Consider the following 25,515-nt stretch of genomic DNA (forward strand, 5'->3'; position numbering starts at 1 on the left):
TTCAATATGGCGAATCGCTTATTAGGGAAAAAGGTATTATTGGGGGTGACGGGAGGCATTGCTGCTTATAAAATACTCTCCCTGATTAGAAATTTAATCAAGAATGGGGCTGAAGTTCAGGTGATCATGACCCCCGATGCCCACCATTTTGTGACCCCGCTTAGTCTTTCTACCCTTTCAAAAAAGCCCGTATATGCAGATTTTTACAATCAAGAAGGCACATGGAATTCCCATGTGGAGCTAGGCCTTTGGGCAGATATTATGCTTATAGCACCTTGCACTGCTCATACGTTAGCCAAGATGGCTACAGGGCTGTGTGATAATCTTTTAATGGGCGTATACCTATCTGCAAAATGCCCTGTATGGGTGGCACCAGCGATGGATTTAGATATGTATGTTCACCCTACTACCAAAGAGAATTTGAATACATTGCAAAGCTTCGGAAATGTAATCATCCCCGTTGAGGAGGGAGATCTTGCCAGCGGACTTAGCGGACTGGGGAGAATGGCCGAACCTGAAACCCTATTCAGGCATCTTGAGAATTTTTTTCATAAGCCGTCCTCTTCATCTTCTTTACGGAAAAAGAAGGTTCTGATCACTGCCGGACCTACTTTTGAGGCTATAGATCCGGTTCGTTTTATTGGAAACCACGCTTCTGGTAAAATGGGATTTGCTTTGGCTGAGGAGGCTGCTCATAGAGGAGCAGAGGTAATTCTAATCTCCGGACCCAGCAGTATGCAGGCTTTACATCCCAATATTTCATTGCATGCGGTGACCTCTACGTTGGAAATGATGGAGGAAGTATTCCGATATTATGATCGGGTGGATATTGCTATTATGAGCGCTGCAGTATCGGACTATACGCCTAAATATTTTTCTGATCAGAAAATCAAAAAGCATCATGACGACTTTGTGATAGAGCTGGTGAAAAACCCGGATATTCTCAAAAAAATGGGGGAACATAAACAACATCAGTTCCTAGTAGGTTTCGCACTAGAAACTCAAAATGAGGAAGAATATGCAAAGGCTAAACTCGCAAATAAGAATTTGGATATGATTGTTTTAAATTCCTTACAGGATTCCGGGGCAGGATTTAAGAGCAACACCAATAAAATCACTATTTTTACAAAGGAGGGAGAGAGCAGGGTCTTTGATCTAAAAACCAAGAAGGAAGTAGCACAAGATATTCTCGATCTGGTAGAGCAAAAACTCGGTTAATCTCAGGAATATCCAGAAGGGAGAACTAAAAATATAAAACTCAACAATGCTATCTAAAATATTCATTCAGAATTTTGCATTAATTGATCAGTTGGAAGTAGATCTTAATAACGGCTTACAGGTGATTACTGGGGAAACCGGGGCGGGTAAATCCATTATCCTCGGTGCCTTGCGTTTACTGATGGGAGAAAGAGCAGACTTGAAATCCATAGCGGATGCTCAAAAGAAAAGTATTGTTGAAGGAACTTTTACCCTGGAAGAAAATAAATTTAGAAACTTTTTTGCAGAATACGACCTCGACTTTGAAGTTGAAACCATTATCCGGCGAGAACTTACACCCGCGGGGAAATCGCGGGCTTTTATTAACGATGTACCTGTTACTTTAGCTATTTTGCAAGAGCTGTCCCGAAAGCTCGTCGATATTCATTCTCAGTTTGAGACTTCTCATCTTTTTTCTGAATCTTATCAATTTGCTATTATTGATGGTTTAGAGAATAAGTCAGATCTGTTGTTAGAATATCAATCTGAATTCCAAAATCTTATACAAGAGAGAGCTCAGCTTAAACGACTGGAAAAGCGATTGGCAGAGGGGCATAAAGAGTCCGATTATTATCGATATCTTTTACAAGAGCTTGAGCAAGCTCAATTGGAACAGCTTAATTTAGAAGAGTTAAAAAGCGAGTTAAGCGCTCAGGAGAATGCAGAAACCATTATAGAACAATTATCCCAAACCTATCAACTTTTACAACAAGATGAAGCTGGTGTATTGGCAATGTTGAATGAAGTCAAACTTAAGCTTTCTCGCATATCCAATTATTCCGAACGTTTCGACCAGCTTTCCGAGCGTATACAGAGTGTATATTTTGAACTAAAAGATATTGGCGATTCCTGTGAAGGTGAGCTAGAAAAGGTACAGATCAATCCCGATGCCATATTGGAGCTCAATACCAAACTTAATCTGGTGAATACTTTATTGGTAAAACACCAGGTGCAAAGCGTGGAAGAGCTTATTGATATTCGTGAGGAATTGGCTCAGCAACAGGACTTAGCAGGCAATTTGGAGCTTCACATCCAAGACAAGCAGGAGTGGCTTCAGAAACAAGCTGAAAAACTGGAGAAATTAGCCACAGTCTTAACCCGGCAAAGAAAGGTAGGAGGGAAAACTTTTGTGGAGAAAAGCTGTCATATCTTGCAACGTTTAGGTTTGGAAAAAGCTAAAATACAGGTTGATTTACAACCGGATATCGACTTCAATGCATATGGCAAAGATAAAATTCAGTTTTTATTTCAGGCCAACTCAGGCTTTCCCCTAAAGCCTATTCAGAATGCCATTTCAGGTGGTGAAAGATCACGGGTGATGTTGGCAGTCAAAAAAATTATGGCTGAAAATGCAGAATTACCTACTCTGATACTGGATGAAATAGACACCGGTGTTTCCGGTCGTGTAGCAGAGGAGATGGGAAAATTAATGCATGAGATGGGAAAAGATATGCAGCTTATCGTGATCACCCATTTGGCTCAGGTAGCCGCAAAAGGAGATAACAATTATAAAGTCTTGAAATCAGAGGTCAAAGGAAAGACCCAATCCACCATTGTCCCCCTTAACCAGGAGAAAAAGTTACAGGAAATCGCACAGCTGCTCAGCGGGAGTAAAATTACCGATGCTGCTATACAGCAGGCAAAAGAGCTAATGAGATAAAGCTTGTCAATTATCATTTTGGTGTGTCTGTTGCTCTTTCCCAACCCCCTTATAATCACGAATACTATAATCGTTTAGTGTTCTCTCTACCTTTATTTCATAAGAGAAAAGCAAAAAGCAATTTTTTTTATCGTTATACATATTCATATGCACTGATGGTAAACAGAAATGGGCTGAGGGGAGTATAGTTTTAATGGTTATTAATCAATAATTTTATATTCTTTCATTAATCTGATGGCGTTCATGGTCTTTGTAACTCCATGTTTTAATTTAAAATCAGGCTCTAGTTTACCTTGGACTTCATTCAATTCAAAACACCGGTTGATGATATGATGGGGATAATCCTCCACCATATTGGTAAGCTCCAAATCATGTGTGGCAATAATGCAGGAAAAGGCCGTATTAAGTGAGATTATTTTTTCTAGAAATAATTGAGAACCCTCTAATTTATCTTTAGAATTAGTGCCTTTTAGGATTTCATCCAGAATAATATAAAGCGGTATATTATTTTCCAAATATTCAAGCAGATGCTTAAGTCTTTTTATTTCTGCATTGAAATAAGAAGTACCATCGGATAAAGAATCGCTCGAGCTCATACTGGTAAATACTTTCATGGGGCGGAAAATAAATTTTTTCGCTGGCAGAGGACACCCATTCATGGCCAGTATAAGATTGACTCCTATTGTTCTAAGAAAAGTACTTTTTCCGGTCATATTCGCTCCTGTGATAATGGCAATATTATTTGAATTCCCAATTGTGAAATTGTTGCTAATACTATTTTCCGAAGATATTAAAGGATGTGAGATCTTCTCTATTTCTAATAAGGGGGAGTTTTCTGAACAAATGGGATAGTTATAATTTTTATTTTTATAAGCAAAAATACCAAAACAAATTAGCGCTTCAAATTCCGAAAATGTATCAAACCAATCTGGGATATGGCTTTTTAGATCGCTCAGAAGCTTATCTATTTTTATGCTATGGTGTAAATTCCATAAAAAAATGGTGTTGAGGATTACCCCCAATAAAGGGGCATGTCCATTTTCAAGATTTTGAATGAGTTGTGCTATTTTCTTCAGAGATATAGAGGCGGAAGGTTTCCTAAGCTTTTCCTGATATGAGTGATTAATTTTAGCCTGAAAAACTTCTTTTTCAATAAAAGAGAAGAGGTCTTTAAATTCATGATATTGAGCAGCTCTTAAATGAATATTAGAATAAGTATTTTTAATTAGCTTTCCATATTTGAGCTTAACAATAAGCGAACTAACACTGATGAAAAGTACGGTGATTCCTAGTATTATCGGAGAAAATTTTGTAAAGATACAGGCTGTTAAAAGGCTGAGGTTAACAATAGAGATTAAGTATAATATTACTCGGGTAAAAGCTGATATTTTTAGAAAGCTGTTATTCGTTTGTTCAAAAACATCCTTATTGAAATTATCCAGATCAAGTAATTTTGCTTTTGCAAGGAAATAGATACACCAGTCCATTTTGGACGAAAGTTCTTTGATCGCCATTTGCCTTTCGTTAATTTGATCGCATTCTATCAGGTGATGGGATAAATAATAAGATAATCTCTGTTTCCCAAGAAATGTTTCGGTTCTATTGATTTTAGAGAATAAAGACTTTTCACCATAGATATCCAAATCTTTATTATAGGGGTGGTGATCAACGTGCTCCATATTGGGTTGTTGATCACAAAATTCTTTTTTTATGCCTAAACATACTTGAACAATATTCTGATAATAAAGAATTACCTCCTGAAATTTTTTTGAAATAAAAATTAACAATAAAAAAACAATACAAGAGATTAAGAATAAGATGAAATAGACATTTAAAGAGGTAGATAAAAATTTATATAGGCTAACAGCAGAGGCGATAAAACTAAAAATCCTTAAAAAACTGATAATATTTCTCTTTTTATTAGTGTTATCAATTAAATATTGGTGGTTTTGTATAATATTTTCTATTTCTTGCATATTATTCTTGTTTAAATTAACAAGCTTCTTTATATAATTTTATTAAAAGCATTTAGCGTTTAGCATCCCGATACGATCCAAATGTCATCTCAGTTAGTAGAGGGAACGGAGCACATAAATTCCACATAATGTCAAGCCACTACCAATAGTTTCTTTCATTTCCTGAGCGTTCAGCTCTAATAAATTCAAATGCTGTAAATTCATAATTTTGAGATTTTTTAACCGACGGATAAACTTAGCATTCATCAAATGTATTTTGTAAATATAACCGTTTAAAAAAGAGTTTCCCTATACAAATTACGACTAAAAATTTTTGCGGATGTAGCCTACTTGAAAAACGAAGTCTTGCGGATTTTTCTTCCTCCAAAACGCTAAAATCTGATTTAGTTTGTGGAGTAAAAATCCATATGATGCGAAAAAACACTCATTTAAATAAAACAAACCATTTAATCCCGAATGTCTTTTTCTGACATAGGTTAAATGATTTGTTCTTATAATTAAAAGAGAATGGCTAAGGTATTTTTTTTAATAGGCTTCTTTTTTAAGGAATTCTGATTCGTTAGTTCACATTAGGATTTCATACTTCCCACCATATCTTCTGGTTTTACCCATTCATCAAACTGTTCTGCGGTCATTAGACCTAGGTTAACGGCTTCTTCTTTTAAAGACGTTCCATTTTTGTGTGCTGTTTTAGCGATTTTAGCCGCATTTTCATAGCCAATATGGGGGTTTAGTGCAGTAACCAACATAAGAGACTGGTCCAATAGTTCTTTTATCCGTTTTTCATTAGGTTCTATTCCTACGGCACAATGGCTGTTAAAGGAGAGACAGGCATCTCCCAAGAGTTGTGCCGACTGTAGAAAGTTATAGGCCATTACGGGTTTAAAAACATTGAGCTCATAATGTCCTTGTGTTCCAGCAAAAGAAATGGTCGTGTCGTTACCCAGCACCTGAGCGCATACCATGGTTATGGCTTCATTCTGGGTAGGGTTTACTTTGCCAGGCATAATGGAAGATCCAGGTTCATTTTCCGGAATAAATATTTCTCCGATACCAGAACGGGGACCCGACGCCAGCATGCGGACATCTTGTGCAATTTTAAACAGGGAGACAGCCAGTTGTTTCAGAGCTCCGTGGGTTTCTACAATAGCATCATGGGCCGCTAAAGATTCAAATTTGTTTCTTGCCGTAATAAAGGGGTGTCCCGTAAATCTTGCAATATATTCTGCCACTTTTAGATCGTAGCCGTCCGGCGTATTCAGCCCTGTTCCTACAGCAGTTCCTCCTAAGGCGAGTTCTGACAGATGTGGAAGTGTATTTTTTATAGCTTTGAGAGCAAACTCCAACTGAGCGACATAACCCGAAAATTCTTGGCCTAAGGTAAGTGGAGTAGCGTCCATAAGATGTGTTCTTCCGATTTTTACAATACTTTTAAAAACTTCCGATTTTTTCTTTAAGGTATTTCTTAGCTTTTCAACAGCCGGTATAGTGTGTTCTGCTACTTTTTTATAGGCTGCAATATGCATAGCGGTGGGGAAAGTGTCATTCGAAGATTGAGACTTATTGACATCGTCATTAGGGTGTAGGGGCGATTTTTCACCTAAGAGACCTGTTTTGTCAAAAAGGGCTTTATTAGAAATTACCTCGTTGATGTTCATATTCGATTGGGTACCAGAACCTGTTTGCCATATTACTAGGGGAAAATGATCATTGAGTTTTCCTTCCAAAATTTCATCACAAACGCTGGAAATCATATCGCGTTTAGCAGATGTAAGCACTCTTAAATCTGTATTAGCGTAAGCAGCAGCTTTTTTAAGGTAAGCAAAAGCTTCTATAATTTCATAGGGCATAGATCCTTCCGGTCCTATTTTAAAGTTGTTTCGGGAGCGTTCGGTCTGTGGTCCCCAGAATTTATCCGCCGGGACCCTCACCTCTCCCATTGTATCATATTCTTTCCTATAATTCATTGTGATTTAAATTTTTTATAAAGTTAAGCAAATCGAAGTCTTAATCCAATTTATAATAATTATAAATATAGTTATGGGAGCTGATTTTGCTCATAGTAAGCCTTATAGAGGTTCTAGAATTGTTATTTTTACATCTATAAATAAATTAAGATATAACAATGGAATTTCATTATCAGGAGCCTTTTCCTATTTTAAAAGATGACACTCTCTATAAAAAAATTACTACAGATTATGTACAAATTGAAAAATTAGGAGATCGAGAAATACTGATTGTAGATCCTAAAGGATTAGAGATTTTAGCCGAAGAAGCACTTAAGGATGTTTCTTTTATGTTAAGATCTTCTCACCTACAGAAGTTAAAATTTATTCTTGAGGATCCTGAAGCTACAGATAACGATAGATTTGTAGCGTATAATTTACTACAAAATGCCTCTGTAGCGGTGAAGGGGGCTCTGCCTTCTTGCCAAGATACGGGTACGGCGATCTGTGTAGCACAGAAGGGAGAAAATGTATATACGGGTGCTAATGATGCAGAATGGATATCAAAAGGAATTTACAATACCTATAAAAAGCAGAATTTAAGATATTCTCAAGTGGTTCCGATCAGTATGTTTGAAGAAAAAAATTCCGGATGCAACTTACCGGCTCAGATTGATATTTATGCCAGCCAAGGAAATGTGTATAAATTTTTATTTTTAGCGAAAGGAGGGGGATCAGCGAATAAAACTTTTCTTTATCAAAAGACAAAATCATTGCTTAACGATAAAGCGCTTGAGGAATTTATCAAATCAAAGATAATGGATCTGGGAACGGCGGCTTGTCCTCCCTATCATTTAGCCCTGGTAATTGGTGGGACTTCTGCTGAAGCCAACCTTGCAGCCGTGAAAAAGGCCAGTGCCGGTTATTATGATTATCTTCCTACAGAGGGAAATATCGGAGGGAGAGCATTTCGCGATTTGGAATGGGAAAAACGAGTACAGAAAATATGTGAGGAAACCGTAATCGGAGCTCAATTTGGAGGAAAATATCTCACCCATGATGTGCGTGTGATACGCCTGCCCCGCCATGCCGCATCATGCCCTGTAGGAATGGGAGTATCTTGCTCTGCCGATAGAAATATCAAGGGTAAAATTACGAAAGATGGAATTTTTTTAGAGCGCTTGGAAGCAAATCCCGAGATCTTTTTACCTAAAACACCACCACAACTGGAATCGCCTGTAACGGTAGACCTAAACAGACCCATTAAAGAAATATTGGCGGAATTATCAAAATATCCGATTAAGACGAGGCTGATACTCAACGGAACTTTAATTGTAGCTAGGGACATTGCCCATGCGAAGATAAAAGAGTTGCTCGATAGCGGAAAGCCGATGCCAGATTATTTTAAAAATCATCCTATTTATTATGCGGGGCCAGCAAAGACACCTGAGGGTATGGCTTCAGGAAGCTTTGGGCCTACTACTGCGGGAAGAATGGATGTGTATGTAGATGAATTTCAGTCGCATGGAGGTAGTATGATTATGCTGGCGAAAGGCAATCGCAGCAAAGAGGTGAGCCAGGCCTGTGCAAAATATGGAGGTTTCTATCTCGGCTCTATAGGGGGACCGGCAGCCATTCTTGCAAAAGAGAATATTAAATCTGTGGAAGTCGTGGATTTTGAAGAACTCGGTATGGAGGCCGTAAGAAAAATTGAGGTTGTTAATTTTCCGGCTTTTATTATTACCGATGATAAGGGGAATGATTTCTTTGCCAATTTAGCCCATTAGGGTTTATTAAAAAAAATGAATATGAAATAAAAAATAGAAGAAAAATTCTTTTGTATACCAGTAAAAATATTTTACTTTTGCTCCATAAAATTTTAGAGGAATGATCTTATCATCTTTTTGGCCGTTTTATCAATTTCTTTGGACTATTTATTTCTTTGTCATGTTCTTGGCGGGATTTTGGTGTATCTTTATGTTCTCCTCTTATATTGTTCCATTGTGGTTAACCGAAGGCCTATTGGAGTATTTTGGGAAAAAAAATAAAAACTTTGACCCAGAAGAAGTAAGATATAAAAATCTGTATGAGCAGGAAGGAATAGAGCTTATCTATCGTAGACCTGCGGGGCAGGCGCCTGTAGGAGGAGGGGCTGCACACTAAGTTTAGAGCAAAATAATATAAATCTAATCCGTTTTTCTGTTTGGAAGAGCGGATTTTTCTGTTTGGATCTGTATTAGGGTTATCTTTAAGATTTTATCATCTTTTTAAATTCCGTATATTTGCCCCCTAAAATTCCATTATGTCAAAGAGTTTAGTCCCGAAGTTGGAAGCCATAAAACAGAGATATAACGAAGTTGCCGATTTGATTATTCAACCCGATGTTATTTCCGATCAGAAAAGATATTCTTCGCTCAATAAAGAATATAGCGATTTAGGAAAAATTGTAAAAGTATATGATCAGTATAAGTTGGCATTAGATACCATTAAGGAGTCCGAGGAGCTAATTGCTGATGGCTCTGATAAGGATCTGGTGGATTTGGCCAAGATGGAAAAACAGGAGGCACAGGGAAAAATTCCTGAACTTGAGGAAGAGCTAAAAGTCTTATTGATTCCTAAAGATCCCGCTGATGATAAAAATGTAATTGTGGAACTACGTGCCGGAACAGGAGGAGATGAGGCCGCTATTTTTGTGGAAGATATCTACAGAATGTACTCTATGTATTTCAAAATCAAAGGCTGGAGGCATGAGGTAACCGATGCTAATGAGGCTTCTAAAGGCTATAAGGAGCTTATTATGAAGGTAGAAGGAGAAGGCGTCTATGGTATTATGAAGTTCGAATCTGGTGTTCACCGTGTGCAGCGGGTTCCAGAGACGGAATCCCAAGGTCGTGTTCATACCTCTGCGATTACTGTGGCTGTTCTTCCGGAAGCCGAAGAGGTTGATGTAGAAATTAATCCTGCGGATATCGAAATGCAAACTTCACGTTCAGGAGGAGCAGGAGGACAAAATGTGAATAAAGTAGAAACCAAAGTACAGCTTACCCATAAACCCTCAGGTATTGTAGTCGTGTGTCAGCAAGCGCGTTCTCAGTTGGCTAACCGTGAGTTGGCTATGGAAATGCTCCGTGCTAAATTGTACGATATAAAGTTGCAAGAAGTTCAGGGTGATATTGCTGCACAGCGTAAGACCATGGTTTCTACGGGGGATCGTTCGGCTAAGATTAAAACCTATAATTATCCACAGGGAAGAGTAACCGACCACCGTATCAATAAATCCATTTATAATCTTGATGCTTATATGAACGGTGATATTGGTGAGATGATAGATGCCGTGATCATGGCAGAAAATGCTGAGAAAATGAAGGGAGAAGAAGAGCATTTTTAAACGGGAACCAAAATAAATAATAAGGGGGTGAAAATTCGTCCCCTTTTACTTTGGAATGTTCGTTATGATAGTGAGGGATAAAGACTACACTTACTTTTATAGTCCTTTATCGATATAACCATCATAGCTTATAGGTTGGCGATCGGTAAAATTGATAGATAAACGGGCTTTTCCATTATTAAAGATGTCTAAATACATCGTCTGAATGTTTTGTACATCATGGATTTGTAGCGTCACGTAATAACGGTTTTTATTTTTCTTTTTGAGAATGCTTATGTTCTTAGATTTGAATTTCACACTGTTTTTAGAAGGATCGATCGTCGGAGAGAATACCCTTCCAAAGTAAGGTAGATCAACCTTTATTAAGGTGTGTTCTAAGCTAAATCCATAGACGTAGTCAAGATTTAATATTCCCCATCCTGAACCTGTAGGGCGTAGAGATCCTAATATATTCATTGTCGCCTGATCCATGGGATAAGCCTTTGTCGCTACAAAGGTATAATTATCCTGCTCCACTAAATCAATTACCTTGCTTGCTTCCGCATAGTTAACGGTAGAGGAACAACCTATTATACAGGGTATAAATAGCCCCATGAGCAGACCTATACATAATTTTTTCATTTTTAAAACTTTATTTTAAAATCTAGATTAATTGTTTTTTTGCTCCACTAAGTTATACAATTATCAAATGATTTTATTTCTTTTGGAATAGAATTTGATTTTTATACAGATTAATAAATTTACTTCTATGAGAATATTAAGCATGATCGGTTTAGTTATTATAATGATAGCTTTCATAGGGTGTGTCACCAACCCTATCACCGGTAGACAATCCATACAAATGATCAATAGTAGTCAGATCAATGCCATGGCTTTGCAACAATATAGGACCACCCTATCCAAGCACAAAGTCATTGCAGGTGGTGAAGCGAATCGGGTGAGGGGTGTAGGAGAAAGAATCGCTAATGCTGCCAGAAATTATTATAGAAACATAGGAAGGGAAAGAGATTTAGCGAATTATAATTGGGAGTTTAATCTTATACAAGATCAACAGCTCAATGCGTGGTGTATGCCTGGAGGTAAGGTTGCGGTATATACAGGAATTTTGCCGATAACCCAAGATGATACAGGTTTGGCGGTTGTAATGGGACATGAAATTTCCCATGCCTTAGCCGGACACGGTAACGAAAGAATTTCTCAGGCTACATTGGCACAGTATGGTGGACAATTGGTGGGGGTTTCCATCAGTAATGCGCAAATTGCGGGAATATTTAATCAGTTATATCCTCTTAGTGCTCAGGTAGGTCTTTTGGCCTATGGCAGGAAACAAGAATCAGAAGCCGATCAGATGGGGCTTTATTTAATGGCTATGGCGGGTTATGACCCACGCCAGGCCCCTGCTTTCTGGGATAGAATGCAAAAAGCCTCTGGCCCTACGGGAACACCGGCTTTCCTATCTACCCACCCCAGCCCAGCGAACCGAAAGACCGCTTTGGAGGCCATGATGCCTAAAGCTTTGGTTTATTATAGAAGTGCGCTTGGGAAATAATGATTTTAATTGCAAAAAATACTATATTTGATATAATAGTATTTTTAATTTTCACAATATGAAAAATTTGACATTTGTAGGGGTTATATTTTTAGCTATAGGGGTCGTGTTATTCTACCTTAATGATATGGCATTAGATCTTCAGGTGGTATATGGAGCCCTAGGAGGTATAGGCGTTGGGCTTATTTTTGGTGGTATTGTAGGGTATATAAGCAAAGCAGCAGCCGTAAAAAAAGAGCATAAAATGCGGGAGTTTAAACAACTACAAAAAGAAAAAGAAGATTGGGAAAAACAAGCACAATCTATTCAGAATACAGGATCAGAGGAAGAACAAAGCCGGAATATTTAACATTCCGGCTTTTGTTTATTAGCAAGTTCTAATTTACTTCTTAAAAATCGTAACCTAGACCCAAGATAAAGAAGCTCGGGCGGTTGTCGTAATTAATTTTGGAATTATTGCCGGCAACATTGTTGACGAATTTACGCTGGTCTTTAGACAGGGCACCTTCATATCGGGCGTTAATGATTAATTTTGAGATCTTTAGATTCGCACCAAATTGGTATCCAACTGAGAAATTCTTAGAACCTTCTTCTTTAAAGTTTTTAAAAGTTTCATTATTGGATAGGTTGGTCGAAAATACGGGACCTATAAAAGCGCTAAGAGGCCCTATAAGGTCATAACCTACCAATACAGGGATATCCAGTCTATTGCTTTTAGCAGCAAGTTCAACTTGGTTACCATTAGCTTCCACATAGGTGCTTTTACTCTTAAAATTGGTGTAATAAACTTCTGGCATTAAAAATAAGGAAATTACGGGCAATTTAATCTTGGCTGATAATCCAACATTGAAACCGGCATTATCTTTAGGGCTTCTAATAGCTCCCTGAGCAGCGCTACTAATATCTTTCCACTTGGAGGATGAAGTATTCACTAAGGTATTGGCTCTTACTCCGAAACTAACCTGAGCCTGTGCAACAATCGCTGCACTAAGCATTAAAAAGACGAATAACTTTTTCATAATTTAAAATTTTGTTTTTATTTAGAATTCTGTTTTTTTTCTAATAAGGTTTTTCTTAATTCCTTAAATAAGGCTGAAGAATAAACGAAATCGATTAAATGTTGATTGTCGGCTGTAAGAATATTATGCATAGAGCCTTCCCACTCTTCCAGTCCGTTTCTCAGGTATACAATTTTTTCACCTATTGTCATCACTGAGTTCATATCATGGGTATTGATGATGGTTGTGGTCTTATATTCTTCGGTAATTTCTTTTAACAACTCATCAATGACTATTGAAGTATTGGGATCCAGTCCGGAGTTGGGTTCATCGCAGAACAAATACTTGGGATTATTCACAATAGCACGTGCAATAGCTACCCTTTTTTGCATGCCTCCGGATATTTCTGAAGGGGATTTTGTATTAGCATTTTCTAGCTTTACTCTTCCTATCACATCGGTTACCCTTTTTTTCTTCTCCTGATAAGTGAGATTGGTGAACATATCCAAAGGGAACATAATATTTTCTTCCACCGTCATAGAGTCAAAAAGAGCACTTCCTTGAAAAACCGTTCCTATTTCAGATCGAATACTCTGTTTTTCCTCTCGGCTTATTTGAACAAAATTTCTTCCATCGAAATCTATATCTCCGGAGCTAGGGTTGAAGACGCCGAGTAAACATTTGAGAAAAACCGTTTTCCCAGAGCCACTTTGGCCTATAACCAAATTAATTTTACCATCTTCAAAGCGAGTAGAGATGCCTTTTAGCACTTCAATATCATCAAAGCTTTTTCTTAATGCTTTTACTTCTATCATTAGCTTAGGAATAATTGAGTGAGTATTAAATTAGCGATAATAATAGCTACAATAGTCCATACAACGGCCTGTGTACTGGCTCTGCCCACTTCCAGTGAACCTCCTTTTACGTTATAACCGAAAAATGCAGGAACCGTAGCGATCAAAAATGCAAACACGCCCGTTTTAAAAAAGGCATACCAGATAAAGTAAGCGGGCATATACATTTGTATTCCCACAATATAATCGGCTTTTGTCCAGTTACCGGTAAGTTCTCCGGCGCCATACCCACCTAGGATTCCAAAAACAATGCTAATAGCGATCAGAAGGGGATTAAACAGGACACTGGCTACAATTTTGGGCAGAATTAAAAAATTGGGTGAATTTACGCCCATAATTTCTAGAGCATCGATTTGTTCGGTTACGCGCATGGTCCCGATACTTGATGCAATATAGGAACCTACTTTTCCAGCAAGAATCACACTGATAATAGTAGGTGAGAATTCTAATATTAGAACGACTTTAGTAGCATAGCTAATAAAGGAATGAGGAATAGGAAAAGCAGAAGCATTGAAATTATTGTACATCTGTATGGCGACTACAGCACCTACGAATATCGAGGTAAATAGAACCAATCCAAAGGAATTAACCCCAAGATCATTAATTTCTCTCATTAAAAGCTTCATAAAAACTCTCATTTTTTGAGGTTTCTGGAAGGTTTTGCCTAATAGTATGAAATACTCGCCTATCGCGCCCAAAAGTTTTAACATATTGCGAAATTAAGATTTTTATTTAAATGCCATGACTGAATAATTAAATATTGTTTTCTTTTTTATAGGGCTTTATGATCTCAAACACCGCTTAAAAGATGCTTTATTGATCTGGTAATAAGTAAAATAGACTTATAAATAAAAACATAAAAATATAAAAATATTTTTATACCCAAGACAATCAGCTTAATACCAAGTCATCCTAACTAGAGGGAATATAGGTCCAAGAATTCTGAAATTCTTAGGTAATTCCCTAAAGGGCGAAAACAGATTCACTCTTCCAACTAAGGAGAAGCTATTTAAGGGATATTTAAATATTTATGAGTTTGTATAGAGGCTTGCCACTCGGGATGCTCTAGTATATAGGCCGTAATTTTAGGGTACATTTCTTCTTTTTTGCTCCATTCGCTTTGTAGATAGCATTTACAGCTATCCGACACTTTAGCAGCTTGTTCTTCTGCAAATTTGAAATCGTGGTTATTGAATATAACAACCTTTAGTTCATGGGCTTTTTGGTAGATGGCTTCTAGGGGAAGACCCGTTTTTTTAGGGGAGAGCGTAATCCAGTCCAGGTATCCGCTTAAAGGGTAGGCACCTGAAGTTTCAATATGAATCGTGCAGCCCTGTTCTTTTAGTTTAGCGGTTAGAATTTCTAAGTTCCACATCAAGGGTTCTCCACCCGTTAAAATAATAGTTTTACATTCTTTTGAAGCGGTTATTGCCAGCTCCTCTACTTCCATAAGAGGATGTAAATCGGCATCCCAACTCTCCTTTACATCGCACCAGTGGCAGCCAACGTCGCAGCCTCCTAACCGGATGAAATATGCCGCTTTTCCACTATGGGCACCTTCTCCCTGCAGCGTATAAAAGTGCTCCATTACAGGGAGTATTTTACCTTCTTTTAATAAGATATCTTGCTCTTTATTCATTTTCATTAATCATTATACACAGATGTTTTATAGGCGATAAGAGTGTTTTTCATAAGCATCGCTCTAGTCATGGGGCCCACTCCGCCCGGTACGGGTGTAATCCAACTGGCCTTTTTCTGGCAGCTATCAAAATCCACATCACCTGCCAGGTGGTAGCCTTTTTCGGAGTTATCCTCTACTCGGGTGATTCCTACATCAATAATCACAGCATTTTCTTTTATCATGTCCGCTTTCAGAAAATAAGGATCTCCCAATGCGGTAATGACAATATCTGCTTTCTTTATATGCGCTTCAATATCCTTGGTGTAAGAGTGGGTAAGGGTTACTGTAGCATTTCCTGGGAAATCTTTTCGACCCATTAAAATACTCATAGGCCGCCCTACAATGCGACTTCTGCCAATAATCACACAGTGCTTACCCTGGGTTTCTATCTGGTATTTTTCCAGTAGGGTTAAGATCCCAAAAGGCGTTGCGGGTAAAAAACTGTCCATTTCCAATGCCATCTTACCAAAGTTCTCTGGGTGAAAGCCATCCACATCTTTTCGGGGATCGATGGCCATAATAATTTTTTCCTGATCAATTTGTGCAGGTAGTGGCAGCTGGACGATAAAACCATCTATTTTTTTAGACTTATTTAACTCCTGGATTTTTTCCAATAGTTCAGATTCGGAAACCGTAGCCGGAAATTTGACCAATGAGGAAGTGAAACCTACTTCTTCACAATCTTTTACTTTACTATTTACATAAGCTTTGCTCGCAGCATTATTCCCCACCAATATTGCAGCTAAATGGGGAGGGCGTCTCTTGTTTGCAATAATTTTTTGTACTTCCGCTCTTATTTCCTGTTTTATTTCTTTGGATACGATTAAACCATTAAGGATGTTTGCCATTTTTCTTTTTTTTACTTTTTATAGATTTATCCTATTTATACTTTTTATAAAAATTAATTAATCCATTTGTAGAGCCATCATGGGATGTGATCTCATTTGGTTTTTGTAGTTCCGGAAGAATTTTGTTGGCCAATGCCTTTCCTAATTCTACCCCCCATTGGTCGAAGCTAAAAATATTCCAGATCACTCCCTGAGCAAATATTTTGTGTTCGTAGAAAGCAATTAATTGTCCCAAGCTAAAGGGGGTAAGTGCTTCAAAAATAAAAGAATTGGTAGGTTTGTTGCCCAGGAAGGTTTTAAAGTTGGTCAGAAAACTGACTTCTGTTTCATTTTTTTTGGTTTTCTTTAATTCCAGAACAACCTCTTCTTTAGTTTTACCGAAAGCTAAAGCTTCCGTTTGGGCAAAAAAGTTAGCCATAAGCTTCTCTTGATGGTCGCTGAGAGGATTGTTAGATTTAGCATAAGCGATAAAATCTGCGGGGATAAGTTCCGTACCTTGGTGTAATAATTGATAAAAAGCGTGTTGCCCATTGGTGCCGGGTTCTCCCCATATAACAGGGCCTGTTTTGTAAGCTATAAAAGCACTGCTTCTATCTACAGATTTGCCGTTACTTTCCATATCTCCCTGTTGTAGATAGGCAGGGAACCGGTCTAAGTATTGGCTATAGGGTAGTATGGCATAGGAGCTGGCATCAAAAAAGTTGCGGTACCAAATCCCTAACAAAGCCATTATTACAGGTATGTTATTCTGAAATTCTGTATTTCGAAAGTGTTGATCGCTATTTTGTGCTCCGCGCAGGAGTTGTTCGAAATTATCATATCCTACAGCGAGGATGATACTTAAACCTATAGCGCTCCACAGTGAATATCTTCCGCCTACCCAATCCCAGAATTGGAAAATATTTTCTTCGGCAATACCAAAATTTTTCACCACTTCAACATTGGTAGAAATAGCAACAAAGTGTTTTGCAACATCTTGTTCCCTTCCTGCTTGCAGGAACCACGATTTTGCCGATAGCGCATTGGTCATGGTCTCTTGGGTAGTGAAGGTTTTGGAAGCAATGATAAATAAAGTAGTTTCGGGATTGAGGTTTTTAAGTACCTCCGCAAGATGGTTTCCATCTACATTGGAAACGAAATGGGTGTTTAATCGTGTTTTATAATGTTGCAGTGCATTGCACACCATCACAGGTCCTAAATCGGAGCCGCCTATCCCAATATTCACGATATCGCTAAAGGGTTTACCAGAAAAACCCTTATGCTGGCCTGAAATAACTTTCTCTGAGAAAGTTTTCATCTGTGCCAGTACCCTCAGAATATCCTCGTTGATATCTTCACCTTTGATGGTAATTTTCTCCTCTCCAAAATTCCTTAGTGCTGTATGGAGAACTGCGCGATTTTCAGTCTGGTTAATAAAATCACCAGTAAACATTTTTTCAATAGCATCTTTGAGCTGACATTCTTCGGCTAGTTTCAAAAGTAGCTTGAGAACTGTTGAATCAATAAGGTTTTTAGAGTAATCGAACAGCAAGTTTTCTTTTTGAATTGAAAACTCCGAAAACCTATTTTTATTTTCTTGAAATAAATATTTTAGATCAAAATTATGGGTAGCAAAATAATCTTTTAATAAGGCCCAGGTTTTGGTTTCTGTCGGATTAATGGTGTTTAAAGACATTGATTTAATCTTTTTTTAAGATGCAAATTTAAGCAATCGTATTGGATTTCTTGGACTTTGCTAACCGAATAATCCATAAAAAAGAGACGGTGATAGAACGTCTCTTTTTATTTGATTTTTAATTCAATATTCGAAATTTTAGCGATCAGTATTGCTTAGAATTCGAGTTTAGGGTAATCCTAAGTTACAGAAAATCCTTAATTATAGCTATAGTCTCAGAAAGTTTCAAGAGAGTTCCACTAGATCTAGCTTTATTGTGGATAAGTTAGAAATAAAAATTATGCGATTTTTTTCATAATCTGTTCATGGAGATGTAATATCTACTTAAGTATAAAAAATTCCCTCTGATAATAGTCAATGAACCGGGTTCTTTTGACTAAATACTCTGCGCTTTTTAAAATTTTATTCTGCTGAAGGTATGCTTATTTTTTTCGGAGTGAGCCTGTTTTTATACTGATACAGCACATGGTCACTATTTAGAGCTGCAAAGTGGAGTTTCTTTATAAAATGGACTTACTGTATTCTTTATCTTTATTAAGGCTAGCCGATGAGTTTTTTGTATTTATAAATATTATCCAAGATAGCCCAAAGGTTAAGAAGACTTAGCACTCCGGTAATGATTAAGCCTAATGGATCATTCAGATTATAAAGCAGTATACCTATCATAATCGGAAAAATCATAATAGCTCCGATTGCCCTTGTTTTAGGAGGGATAATTAACATTCCCCCTAAAACTTCTACAACGGCAACTATATACATAAGGCCGGTAATAGAAGATAGGCTGGTGAATGCTTTTTGCTGATAGGGAGAGGGTTTTGGAGCGGGCATATAATTAAGAAATTTGTCGAGACCTGCATTGATAAGGATGAGCCCAAATAATAAGAAAATGATAAATTTTATAACTCTCATGGTTTAATGATTTAATAGTTGTAAACGAAATTAAAAAAAATAAGCTTTACACATTATTGTAAAGCTTATTTTTTTAATATATATTACAAATAATATATTTAAAGTGCTATTTCTATCACTTCATTCATTTTGTTTACATAATGTATATTGAGATTTTTCAGATATTCTTTTTTAATCTCTTCAACGTCTTTTTGATTGGCTGCGCATAGAATAACGTCTTTTATTCCGGCTCTTGTTGCAGCGAGTAACTTTTCTTTTATACCACCTACAGGCAATACTTTCCCCCTCAGAGTGATCTCTCCGGTCATGGCCAGATTGGGTTTTACTTTTTGATTGGTAAAGCTAGAAACCATTGAGGTGAGCATTGCAATACCTGCCGAAGGCCCATCTTTAGGAGTGGCGCCTTCCGGTACGTGTATGTGTATGTTTTTGTCGTTCAATTCATCTTCTCTAATACCAAGGGTTTCATACTTGGCTTTGATATATTCTAAAGCTATAGTCGCCGATTCTTTCATAACGTTTCCTAAGTTTCCAGTCATGGTGAGGGTGGTGCCCTTTCCCTTAGATAAGATGCTTTCAATAAATAAAATATCTCCCCCTACGCTGGTCCAAGCTAGGCCTGTTACCACCCCGGGTACATCTGTAGTTTCAGACAGGCTTTTAGGACGGGGAACCCCCAGTATTTCATCTATTTTTTCGGTGGTGATTTTGGTGTCATAGGTGTTTTCCATAGCTTTTTGTAAGGCTACCCACCGTATAATTGATGCGATGTTTTTCTCCAGCCTTCTTACACCACTTTCGGAGGTGTGGGCTTCTATAATATGTGCGATTTCTTTGCTCCCTAACTTAATTGCATCAGAGCTCAATCCATTTTCTTTTAGTTGCTTACTGATGAGGTGTCTTTTGGCAATTTCAGTCTTTTCTTCAAGCGTATAGCCAGACAGGTCTATAATTTCCATTCTGTCTAGTAAGGGACGTTGAATCGCACTTATATTATTGGCAGTTGCAATAAACATGACTTTAGATAAGTCATAGCCATATTCCAGAAAATTATCGTAGAAGGCATTATTCTGTTCTGGATCTAAAACTTCTAAAAGAGCAGAAGAGGGGTCTCCGTGTATGCCGGAGCCTATCTTATCGATCTCATCTAGTACCACCACTGGATTTGAAGTTTCAGCTTTCTTTATAGCTTGAAGAATTCTTCCCGCCATAGCGCCTATGTAAGTTTTACGGTGTCCGCGAATTTCGCTTTCATCATGTAGTCCGCCCAAAGAAATGCGAATATACTTTCGTCCCAGAGCATCTGCTATTGACTTTCCTAAAGAGGTTTTACCCACACCAGGAGGACCAGATAGACAGAGAATAGGAGATTTCATGTCATTTTTCAGTTTGAGCACTGCCATATGCTCTAAAATTCTTTTCTTAATATCTTCCAGACCAAAATGGGCCTTGTCTAAAATGCGTTGTGCTTTTTTAAGATCAAAACTATCTTTGGAGTAGTTACCCCAGGGAAGATCGGTAAAGAAATCCAGATAATTACGCTGGACATTGTAATCAGGAGAGTTGGGATTTTGGCGAAGAAGCCTTGAAAGTTCTTTTTGGAAGTGCTGTTCAACATCTTGGTTCCAGTTTTTCTTCTTTGCTTTTTCACGCAGTTCTTCAGCATCGCCTTCTGTACCTCCGCCTAATTCCTCTTGTATGGTCTTTATTTGTTGGTTTAGAAAGTATTCTCGTTGCTGTTTATCCAGGTCGCGGCTGGTTTTCTGATGTATCTGATTTTTTAGCTCTATTTTTTGAAGGTCTTCAAAAAGAAGCTCATAGCATTTGGAGGCTCTCTGATAGAGATCTTTAATCTCCAGTAGCTGTTGCTTTATCTCCGGAGTAAAGCTCGCATTTGAACAGACAAAGTTGAGCAAGTCTATTTCTCCCGATATATTTTTTACGGCAAAATTTGCGGCATTAGGTATATTCGGATCAATCTCAATAATGCGTAAGGCAATATCTTTAATATTTTCTATTAAAGCGGAGAATTCTTGTTTTTCTTTTTTAGATTCAGTATCCTTTAGTCGGGAGATTTCAGAAGTGAAATAAGGCTCTTTAGAGAGCGTTTTTTTTATTTTACACCGCTCTACTCCTCTAATGATTGCGGTAATATTTCCTTCAGGAAGATTAATTATTTTTAGGATCTTACCTAGGGTGCCAATACTATTTAATGAAGCAAGACTGGGTTCCTCTTCTGAAGCATTCTTTTGACTGGTTACTGCGATAAGTTTTCCTTGTTGGTGAGCTTCTTGCAGTAGTTTGATAGATTTTTCTCTTCCCGCGGTAATAGGCATAATTACCTTTGGGAACAACACTATATTACGTACTGCAAGCAGAGGGAATATTTTTTGTTTTTTTTCAGTCTCTTTTTCATGGTTATTTTGTATATCTTCTTCGATAATGTTGAAGCCCTCCTCTAAGAAATCTTCGATCTCTAATATTTCTTTGTCACTCATAACTTGTGTCAGTTTGTCATAATAAAAATAAGCTCTATTGGAAAATGATCCGGGAGTAGCCCTATTCTCCAATTAGATACTATGGCGCAATAGCCATGCCATAGTATAATAATGTGCTTTTTAGGACAAATTTTCTTTCTTTGTTATTTATGCATGATGAATTTCCTTTTTACAAGTACTTCAACCTTATCTCTAATATTTGAAGGTGGGAATTAGATGTTGTTTTTAGAGCTGTAGAGCTGTAGTTTTTGGAAAGACTTTAGAAGAGGCATTCTCAGTTTCTTTATCAGGATTCAATAGCCTTTTTTTGATGATACTGCTCATGTCTTCTGGAAGCTGGCTCCCGATGAGTATCTTTTTCCCATTCATGAGGGTGATTTTGATCGCTTGACTACCTTTCATAGTATAAACGACTTCATCTTCTGCTTCTCGGTAACCCCATCCCCAATAATCCGTGAGTGGAGAATATTGCTTTACCGATATTTCTTCCATGTCTATCCAAGGATAAGAGCGATGGGAACAGAAAGGGAAATATCTTATGTGTAGTCCGTCTTCTTTGATGAGCGCTCTCAGTGTTATCTGGTGGCAGAAATATAAAAAGCAGATATAAAAGACTGTGACCACGCTTAATGCAATAGAAGCAGTAGGGGTATTATCTAGGCTTTTATCTAGTATAAAGTATTGATATAGTGTATATAGCATTAGGGTTAAGGGACTCCATAGCAGAACATAACACCAAGTAGATAATTTTTGTTTTTCTTCATATAAGATATTATTATTCATTGTTATTTGGTTTTTTAATATATTTTGGTTATAAAAATACATTTTTTTTGGAATATAAAGTAGCATTGTAAAAATAATATATTTGATTTAGCTAGAAGTTTCTTCTTTGTATTAGGAACAGGCATACGAATGATATGTGGCATATTTTTTATTTCAAATCTGGAGGGGTACTAAAAAAAATTCTTTATTCCACTAAAAATGTTTATTTTCGCACCTTAATGTTAGAGTTCAACCCGAATAGATTTAAACGAAATATATTGATTAATGGCAGTTTTAGGTGAAATTAGAAAGAGACCTTGGATTTTAATAGGTTTTTTAGCCATTGCGCTTTTGGCTTTTTTGGTGAATCCCGATAGCTTGGATAAAGTGTTTGGAAAAGATCCTAATATTTTAGGAGTAATAAATGGAGAAAAAATTACCCGCGAGGAATTAGATAGCCAGCTTTTCCTCTTACAGCAACAGGGACAAGGACAACCTAAAGAAGTGTTAGAAGAGCAGGCATGGAAAATGCTGGTACAATCTAAATTAATAGAGCAGCAATTCAATAAACTGGGATTAGAATTAAGCGATGAGATGTTCTGGAATCAGATCCAGTACGATCCTATGTTCGCACAAAATCCTCAACTGTTCGATGCGAAAGGCAATTTTAAACTCCAGGAGTTAAAAAGGGAGATAGAATCGATAAAAGCCCAGAGCCCAGAACAATATTCTAACTGGTTACAAATAAAGCGAGGGATTCAATATCGAATCATGGCAAGACAATTTTTTGCCAATATTACCTCAGGTGTGACCGCTAATAACAAAGAAGCTGCTGAAATTTTAAAGCAACAACAACAACAGGCGAATATTGATTATGTAAAAGTAGACTATACCGGCTTCCAAAGAGCTAACCCTGTAAAGGTCACCACTCAGGATCTTGCAAACTATATTAAACAACATCCTCTACAATTTAAAACAGAGGCCTCTAGAAATATAGGAATGGTGGCATTCCTTGCAAAACCTAGCGCACAGGATGAATCAGCTGCGTTAGCAGAAATTAATAAGTTATATACGCAGGGTATAGATATGGGGGATGGAATTGAAAGTTTTCAAAATACCAAGAATGACTCTATGTTTGTAAAGGTAAACTCTGAATATCCTTTCAATCCTCAGTATTTACCACTGAGCCAACAGCCTGATCAGATCAAGGGTTTTTTGAATACGGCAGGAATAGGACAATCCTTTGGTCCTTATAAGGTAGAAGATCGCTATTTTTTTGTTTCCAAACTGATAGGGAAGCAACGAGGAGATTCTGTGAAATCAAGGCATATTCTTATTGCGTTTAAAGGGAGTCCTGCGGATCAAGCAGGAGCAGAGAAGAGAACAAAAGAAGAAGCCAAGAAATTGGCAGATAGTATCGGGGGCATTATAAAAGCCAATCCTGCAAAATTTGTAGATTTCTTAAAGTTCTCAGCTGATTCAGGTTCTGCCGCACAAGGTGGAGAGTTAGGCTGGACTACACCGGAAACACCCTTTGTTCCAGAATTTAAGGCTTATTTAGAGCATAATCCAAAAGGAGCTGTAGGAGTAGTTGCTACACAGTTTGGGTATCATATTATTAATATTGAAGATAAGAAACCTGGGCCTATAGGGTATAAAGTGGCCAATCTTGTAAAAGAGATTAAGCCTTCTGAAAAAACCACCAATACGGTCTATACACAAGCTAATAAATTTATCCAGGAGGTACAAGGAAAGAGTTTTAATGAATTTAGTAGTATAGCTAAGAAAAACAACTATATATTTGTTAACCCTAAAATGGCAAAACGTTTTCAGGGACAGATTCAAGGGATTAATACCGATAAAGATGCAGAGGTGCTGGCTTGGGCTTTTGATAAAAAGACGAAAATTGGAGATACCAATATCTTTACGAGCAGTAATGGAGATTATATTGTCGCTTATCTAAAAACTAAGCAGGAAGCAGGGCTTGTTGATCCTGAATCGGTTCGCTCAGAAATAGAACCTCTTGTTAAAAACCAACTCTTGGCGCAGAAGATTATTTCCAAGATCAATGCTCAAAAAGTTACTTCATTAGATCAGTTGGCTAAGCTTTTCGGTGTCGTAAAAGAGAGTCAGCAGGTAGGCATTTTTAATACCATGATTTCAGGAGGAATGGAACCTAAGGTAGCTGGGGCAGCATTTGGTGTAAAGCCCAATCAATTATCCAGACCCATAGAAGGTAGAACCGGAGTATATATGTTGGTGACGAAGTCTATCAGTCAAAATAATAAACAAGGTGGAGATGTTAAATCTGTGGTTCAGACGCTAATGCAGCAGAATGCACAGCAATATAGCCAAGCCTTATTGCGCAGTCTTGAGGATCAGGCAAATATTAAGGACTATAGGATAGAAATTTATAATAAAACAGCCCATAGAAACTAAGGCTAGAATACAGATTAAATATACTAAAAGCAACCCCTAGGGGTTGCTTTTAGTATTTATTGAATAATTTTTTGTACCTCAAAAAACCTTATATTTGCCTATTAAAATATATATTAGTGAAAATTTCCAAAGAAGTTAAAGCAGGGTTAATTGCGATTTTAGCCATTGTTGGTTTTATTATGATCTTTCAGTTTATGAAGGGGAAAAGTATTTTTTCAACAGATGATAACTATTATGTAAAATATGAGAATGTAGAAGGTTTGGCCAAGTCCAGTCCGGTGTCAATCAATGGATTAAAAGTGGGTCAGGTGGAAGAAATAAAACCCATAGCCCGCAATGGAGGGAGTATTTATTTTGTTGTTAAAATTAGTGTTAATAAGGATTTTCTTTTTTCAAAAAACTCAAAGGTTGAGATTTTTGAGCCAGGTTTTATGACAGGAAAGGAAGCTCGGATTAACTTAGCAAAAGATCAGCTGTATGCCAAAAGTGGTGATACCCTAAAAGGAGCCTATCAGCATTCTATTATGAAAAGCTTAACCTCCCAAATAGGGCCTGTTAAAGATAAACTGGAAGCGGTATTACTCGGTTTAGATTCTGCTGTGGTTAATACTAATAAAATTATAGATATAGAAAACAGAAGAGAAATAAAACTTCTTTTAAAGAATCTTAATACTACGGTAGAAGCGTTTAAACTAACCTCTCAAAATGCTAGCAAGCTTTTGGCAGGAAGTGAAGGCAAATTGAATAATGTTCTGGACAACGCTAATAAAACCATGATTACAGCTAATCAAGCTGTGGGTAAATATGGTAAAGTTGCAGAGAGCATCAATACCCAACAGCTTGATGAGGTGATTACAAAATTCAGCGAAACCTCGGTTAAGCTGGATAAAATTATTACAGGGGTAGAAGCTGGTCAAGGTTCTTTAGGAAAACTAGCCAAGGATGAAGAGCTATACAATAATTTGAATAAATCGGCAGCATCTTTAAATGCTCTTATAGAAGACCTGAAAGTAAACCCTAAACGTTATATTAATATTTCGGTATTTGGGAAATCTTCTAAATAATTATTAAATTT

22 protein-coding genes are annotated in these 25,515 nt (G+C 37.3%); 9 read left to right on the top strand and 13 right to left on the bottom strand.

All coding sequences use genetic code 11. The features are described from left to right. The first annotated feature begins 6 nt into the window (after positions 1–6). Both coaBC and recN read left to right on the top strand, forming a co-directional pair. Positions 7–1,218, top strand: a complete 1,212-nt coding sequence (coaBC, locus tag GNY06_RS12810; RefSeq protein WP_166520446.1) for a bifunctional phosphopantothenoylcysteine decarboxylase/phosphopantothenate--cysteine ligase CoaBC — start codon at positions 7–9, stop codon at positions 1,216–1,218. Positions 1,219–1,264: 46 nt separating this feature from the next. Beyond that, positions 1,265–2,917, top strand: coding sequence for a DNA repair protein RecN (gene recN / locus GNY06_RS12815; RefSeq protein WP_166520447.1), 1,653 nt, complete (start codon positions 1,265–1,267; stop codon positions 2,915–2,917). A gap of 200 nt (positions 2,918–3,117) precedes the next feature. Here recN and GNY06_RS12820 read toward each other — a convergent pair whose 3' ends face one another. The 3 genes from GNY06_RS12820 to fumC form a co-directional block, all read right to left on the bottom strand. Next, positions 3,118–4,893 carry a MutS-related protein gene (locus tag GNY06_RS12820; protein ID WP_166520448.1) on the bottom strand — a complete coding sequence of 592 codons (1,776 nt, stop codon included), beginning with the start codon at positions 4,891–4,893 and terminating at the stop codon, positions 3,118–3,120. Between the two features lie 93 nt (positions 4,894–4,986). Continuing rightward, on the bottom strand, positions 4,987–5,139 hold the full coding sequence (locus tag GNY06_RS12825) for a hypothetical protein (protein ID WP_166520449.1): 153 nt from the start codon (positions 5,137–5,139) through the stop codon (positions 4,987–4,989). Positions 5,140–5,462: 323 nt separating this feature from the next. After that, entirely contained in the window at positions 5,463–6,860 is a 1,398-nt protein-coding gene (gene fumC / locus GNY06_RS12830) for a class II fumarate hydratase (RefSeq protein ID WP_166520450.1), read from the bottom strand. Between the two features lie 158 nt (positions 6,861–7,018). Between fumC and GNY06_RS12835 the strand changes: the two genes are divergently transcribed. The 3 genes from GNY06_RS12835 (at position 7,019) to prfA (ending at position 10,227) form a co-directional block, all read left to right on the top strand. Next, positions 7,019–8,626 carry a fumarate hydratase gene (locus GNY06_RS12835; protein ID WP_166520451.1) on the top strand — a complete coding sequence of 536 codons (1,608 nt, stop codon included), beginning with the start codon at positions 7,019–7,021 and terminating at the stop codon, positions 8,624–8,626. 100 nt (positions 8,627–8,726) lie between these two features. Continuing rightward, a complete protein-coding gene (locus tag GNY06_RS12840) occupies positions 8,727–9,002 on the top strand; it encodes a hypothetical protein (protein ID WP_166520452.1) in 276 nt (91 codons plus the stop codon). A gap of 139 nt (positions 9,003–9,141) precedes the next feature. Beyond that, positions 9,142–10,227 (top strand): peptide chain release factor 1, encoded by a 1,086-nt coding sequence (gene prfA / locus GNY06_RS12845; RefSeq protein WP_166520453.1) that lies wholly within the window; start codon positions 9,142–9,144, stop codon positions 10,225–10,227. A gap of 96 nt (positions 10,228–10,323) precedes the next feature. Here the strand turns inward: prfA and GNY06_RS12850 are convergent, their stop codons facing one another. Beyond that, a complete protein-coding gene (locus tag GNY06_RS12850; RefSeq protein WP_166520454.1) occupies positions 10,324–10,848 on the bottom strand; it encodes a DUF4251 domain-containing protein in 525 nt (174 codons plus the stop codon). A gap of 127 nt (positions 10,849–10,975) precedes the next feature. Between GNY06_RS12850 and GNY06_RS12855 the strand changes: the two genes are divergently transcribed. Both GNY06_RS12855 and GNY06_RS12860 read left to right on the top strand, forming a co-directional pair. Beyond that, positions 10,976–11,776: a M48 family metallopeptidase gene (locus GNY06_RS12855; protein ID WP_166520455.1), complete on the top strand. Its 801-nt coding sequence runs from the start codon at positions 10,976–10,978 to the stop codon at positions 11,774–11,776. A gap of 58 nt (positions 11,777–11,834) precedes the next feature. After that, positions 11,835–12,125: an MFS transporter gene (locus tag GNY06_RS12860; RefSeq protein ID WP_166520456.1), complete on the top strand. Its 291-nt coding sequence runs from the start codon at positions 11,835–11,837 to the stop codon at positions 12,123–12,125. Positions 12,126–12,165: 40 nt separating this feature from the next. On the opposite strand, the gene GNY06_RS12865 is transcribed toward GNY06_RS12860, so the two are convergent. The 9 genes from GNY06_RS12865 to GNY06_RS12905 form a co-directional block, all read right to left on the bottom strand. Next, positions 12,166–12,795, bottom strand: coding sequence for an outer membrane beta-barrel protein (locus tag GNY06_RS12865; RefSeq protein WP_166520457.1), 630 nt, complete (start codon positions 12,793–12,795; stop codon positions 12,166–12,168). A 17-nt stretch (positions 12,796–12,812) separates the two neighbouring features. Beyond that, positions 12,813–13,589, bottom strand: coding sequence for an ABC transporter ATP-binding protein (locus tag GNY06_RS12870; protein WP_166520458.1), 777 nt, complete (start codon positions 13,587–13,589; stop codon positions 12,813–12,815). Then, positions 13,589–14,338, bottom strand: coding sequence for an MlaE family ABC transporter permease (locus GNY06_RS12875; RefSeq protein WP_166520459.1), 750 nt, complete (start codon positions 14,336–14,338; stop codon positions 13,589–13,591). Before GNY06_RS12875 ends, GNY06_RS12870 begins: the two co-directional genes overlap by 1 nt. Positions 14,339–14,637: 299 nt before the next feature. Further along, positions 14,638–15,267: a 7-carboxy-7-deazaguanine synthase QueE gene (locus GNY06_RS12880; protein WP_166520460.1), complete on the bottom strand. Its 630-nt coding sequence runs from the start codon at positions 15,265–15,267 to the stop codon at positions 14,638–14,640. A gap of 5 nt (positions 15,268–15,272) precedes the next feature. Further along, a complete protein-coding gene (locus GNY06_RS12885; protein WP_166520461.1) occupies positions 15,273–16,157 on the bottom strand; it encodes a bifunctional 5,10-methylenetetrahydrofolate dehydrogenase/5,10-methenyltetrahydrofolate cyclohydrolase in 885 nt (294 codons plus the stop codon). Between the two features lie 31 nt (positions 16,158–16,188). Then, on the bottom strand, positions 16,189–17,832 hold the full coding sequence (gene pgi / locus GNY06_RS12890; RefSeq protein WP_166520462.1) for a glucose-6-phosphate isomerase: 1,644 nt from the start codon (positions 17,830–17,832) through the stop codon (positions 16,189–16,191). 540 nt (positions 17,833–18,372) lie between these two features. Continuing rightward, complete coding sequence (locus tag GNY06_RS12895; RefSeq protein ID WP_166520463.1) at positions 18,373–18,741, bottom strand: DoxX family membrane protein; 369 nt, start codon at positions 18,739–18,741, stop codon at positions 18,373–18,375. A 98-nt stretch (positions 18,742–18,839) separates the two neighbouring features. Continuing rightward, entirely contained in the window at positions 18,840–21,239 is a 2,400-nt protein-coding gene (lon, locus tag GNY06_RS12900) for an endopeptidase La (RefSeq protein ID WP_166520464.1), read from the bottom strand. Positions 21,240–21,464: 225 nt separating this feature from the next. Beyond that, positions 21,465–22,022: a hypothetical protein gene (locus GNY06_RS12905; protein ID WP_166520465.1), complete on the bottom strand. Its 558-nt coding sequence runs from the start codon at positions 22,020–22,022 to the stop codon at positions 21,465–21,467. A 264-nt stretch (positions 22,023–22,286) separates the two neighbouring features. On the opposite strand from GNY06_RS12905, the gene GNY06_RS12910 reads away from it, so the two are divergent. Then, the gene (locus tag GNY06_RS12910) at positions 22,287–24,440 is read left to right on the top strand and encodes a peptidylprolyl isomerase (RefSeq protein WP_166520466.1); all 2,154 of its coding nucleotides are present in this window, start codon (positions 22,287–22,289) and stop codon (positions 24,438–24,440) included. Between the two features lie 116 nt (positions 24,441–24,556). After that, positions 24,557–25,504: an MlaD family protein gene (locus GNY06_RS12915; protein ID WP_166520467.1), complete on the top strand. Its 948-nt coding sequence runs from the start codon at positions 24,557–24,559 to the stop codon at positions 25,502–25,504. The last annotated feature ends 11 nt before the right edge of the window (positions 25,505–25,515 follow it).

It is taken from the genome of Elizabethkingia argenteiflava (assembly GCF_009904105.1).
In the GTDB taxonomy this organism is placed as follows: domain Bacteria; phylum Bacteroidota; class Bacteroidia; order Flavobacteriales; family Weeksellaceae; genus Elizabethkingia; species Elizabethkingia argenteiflava.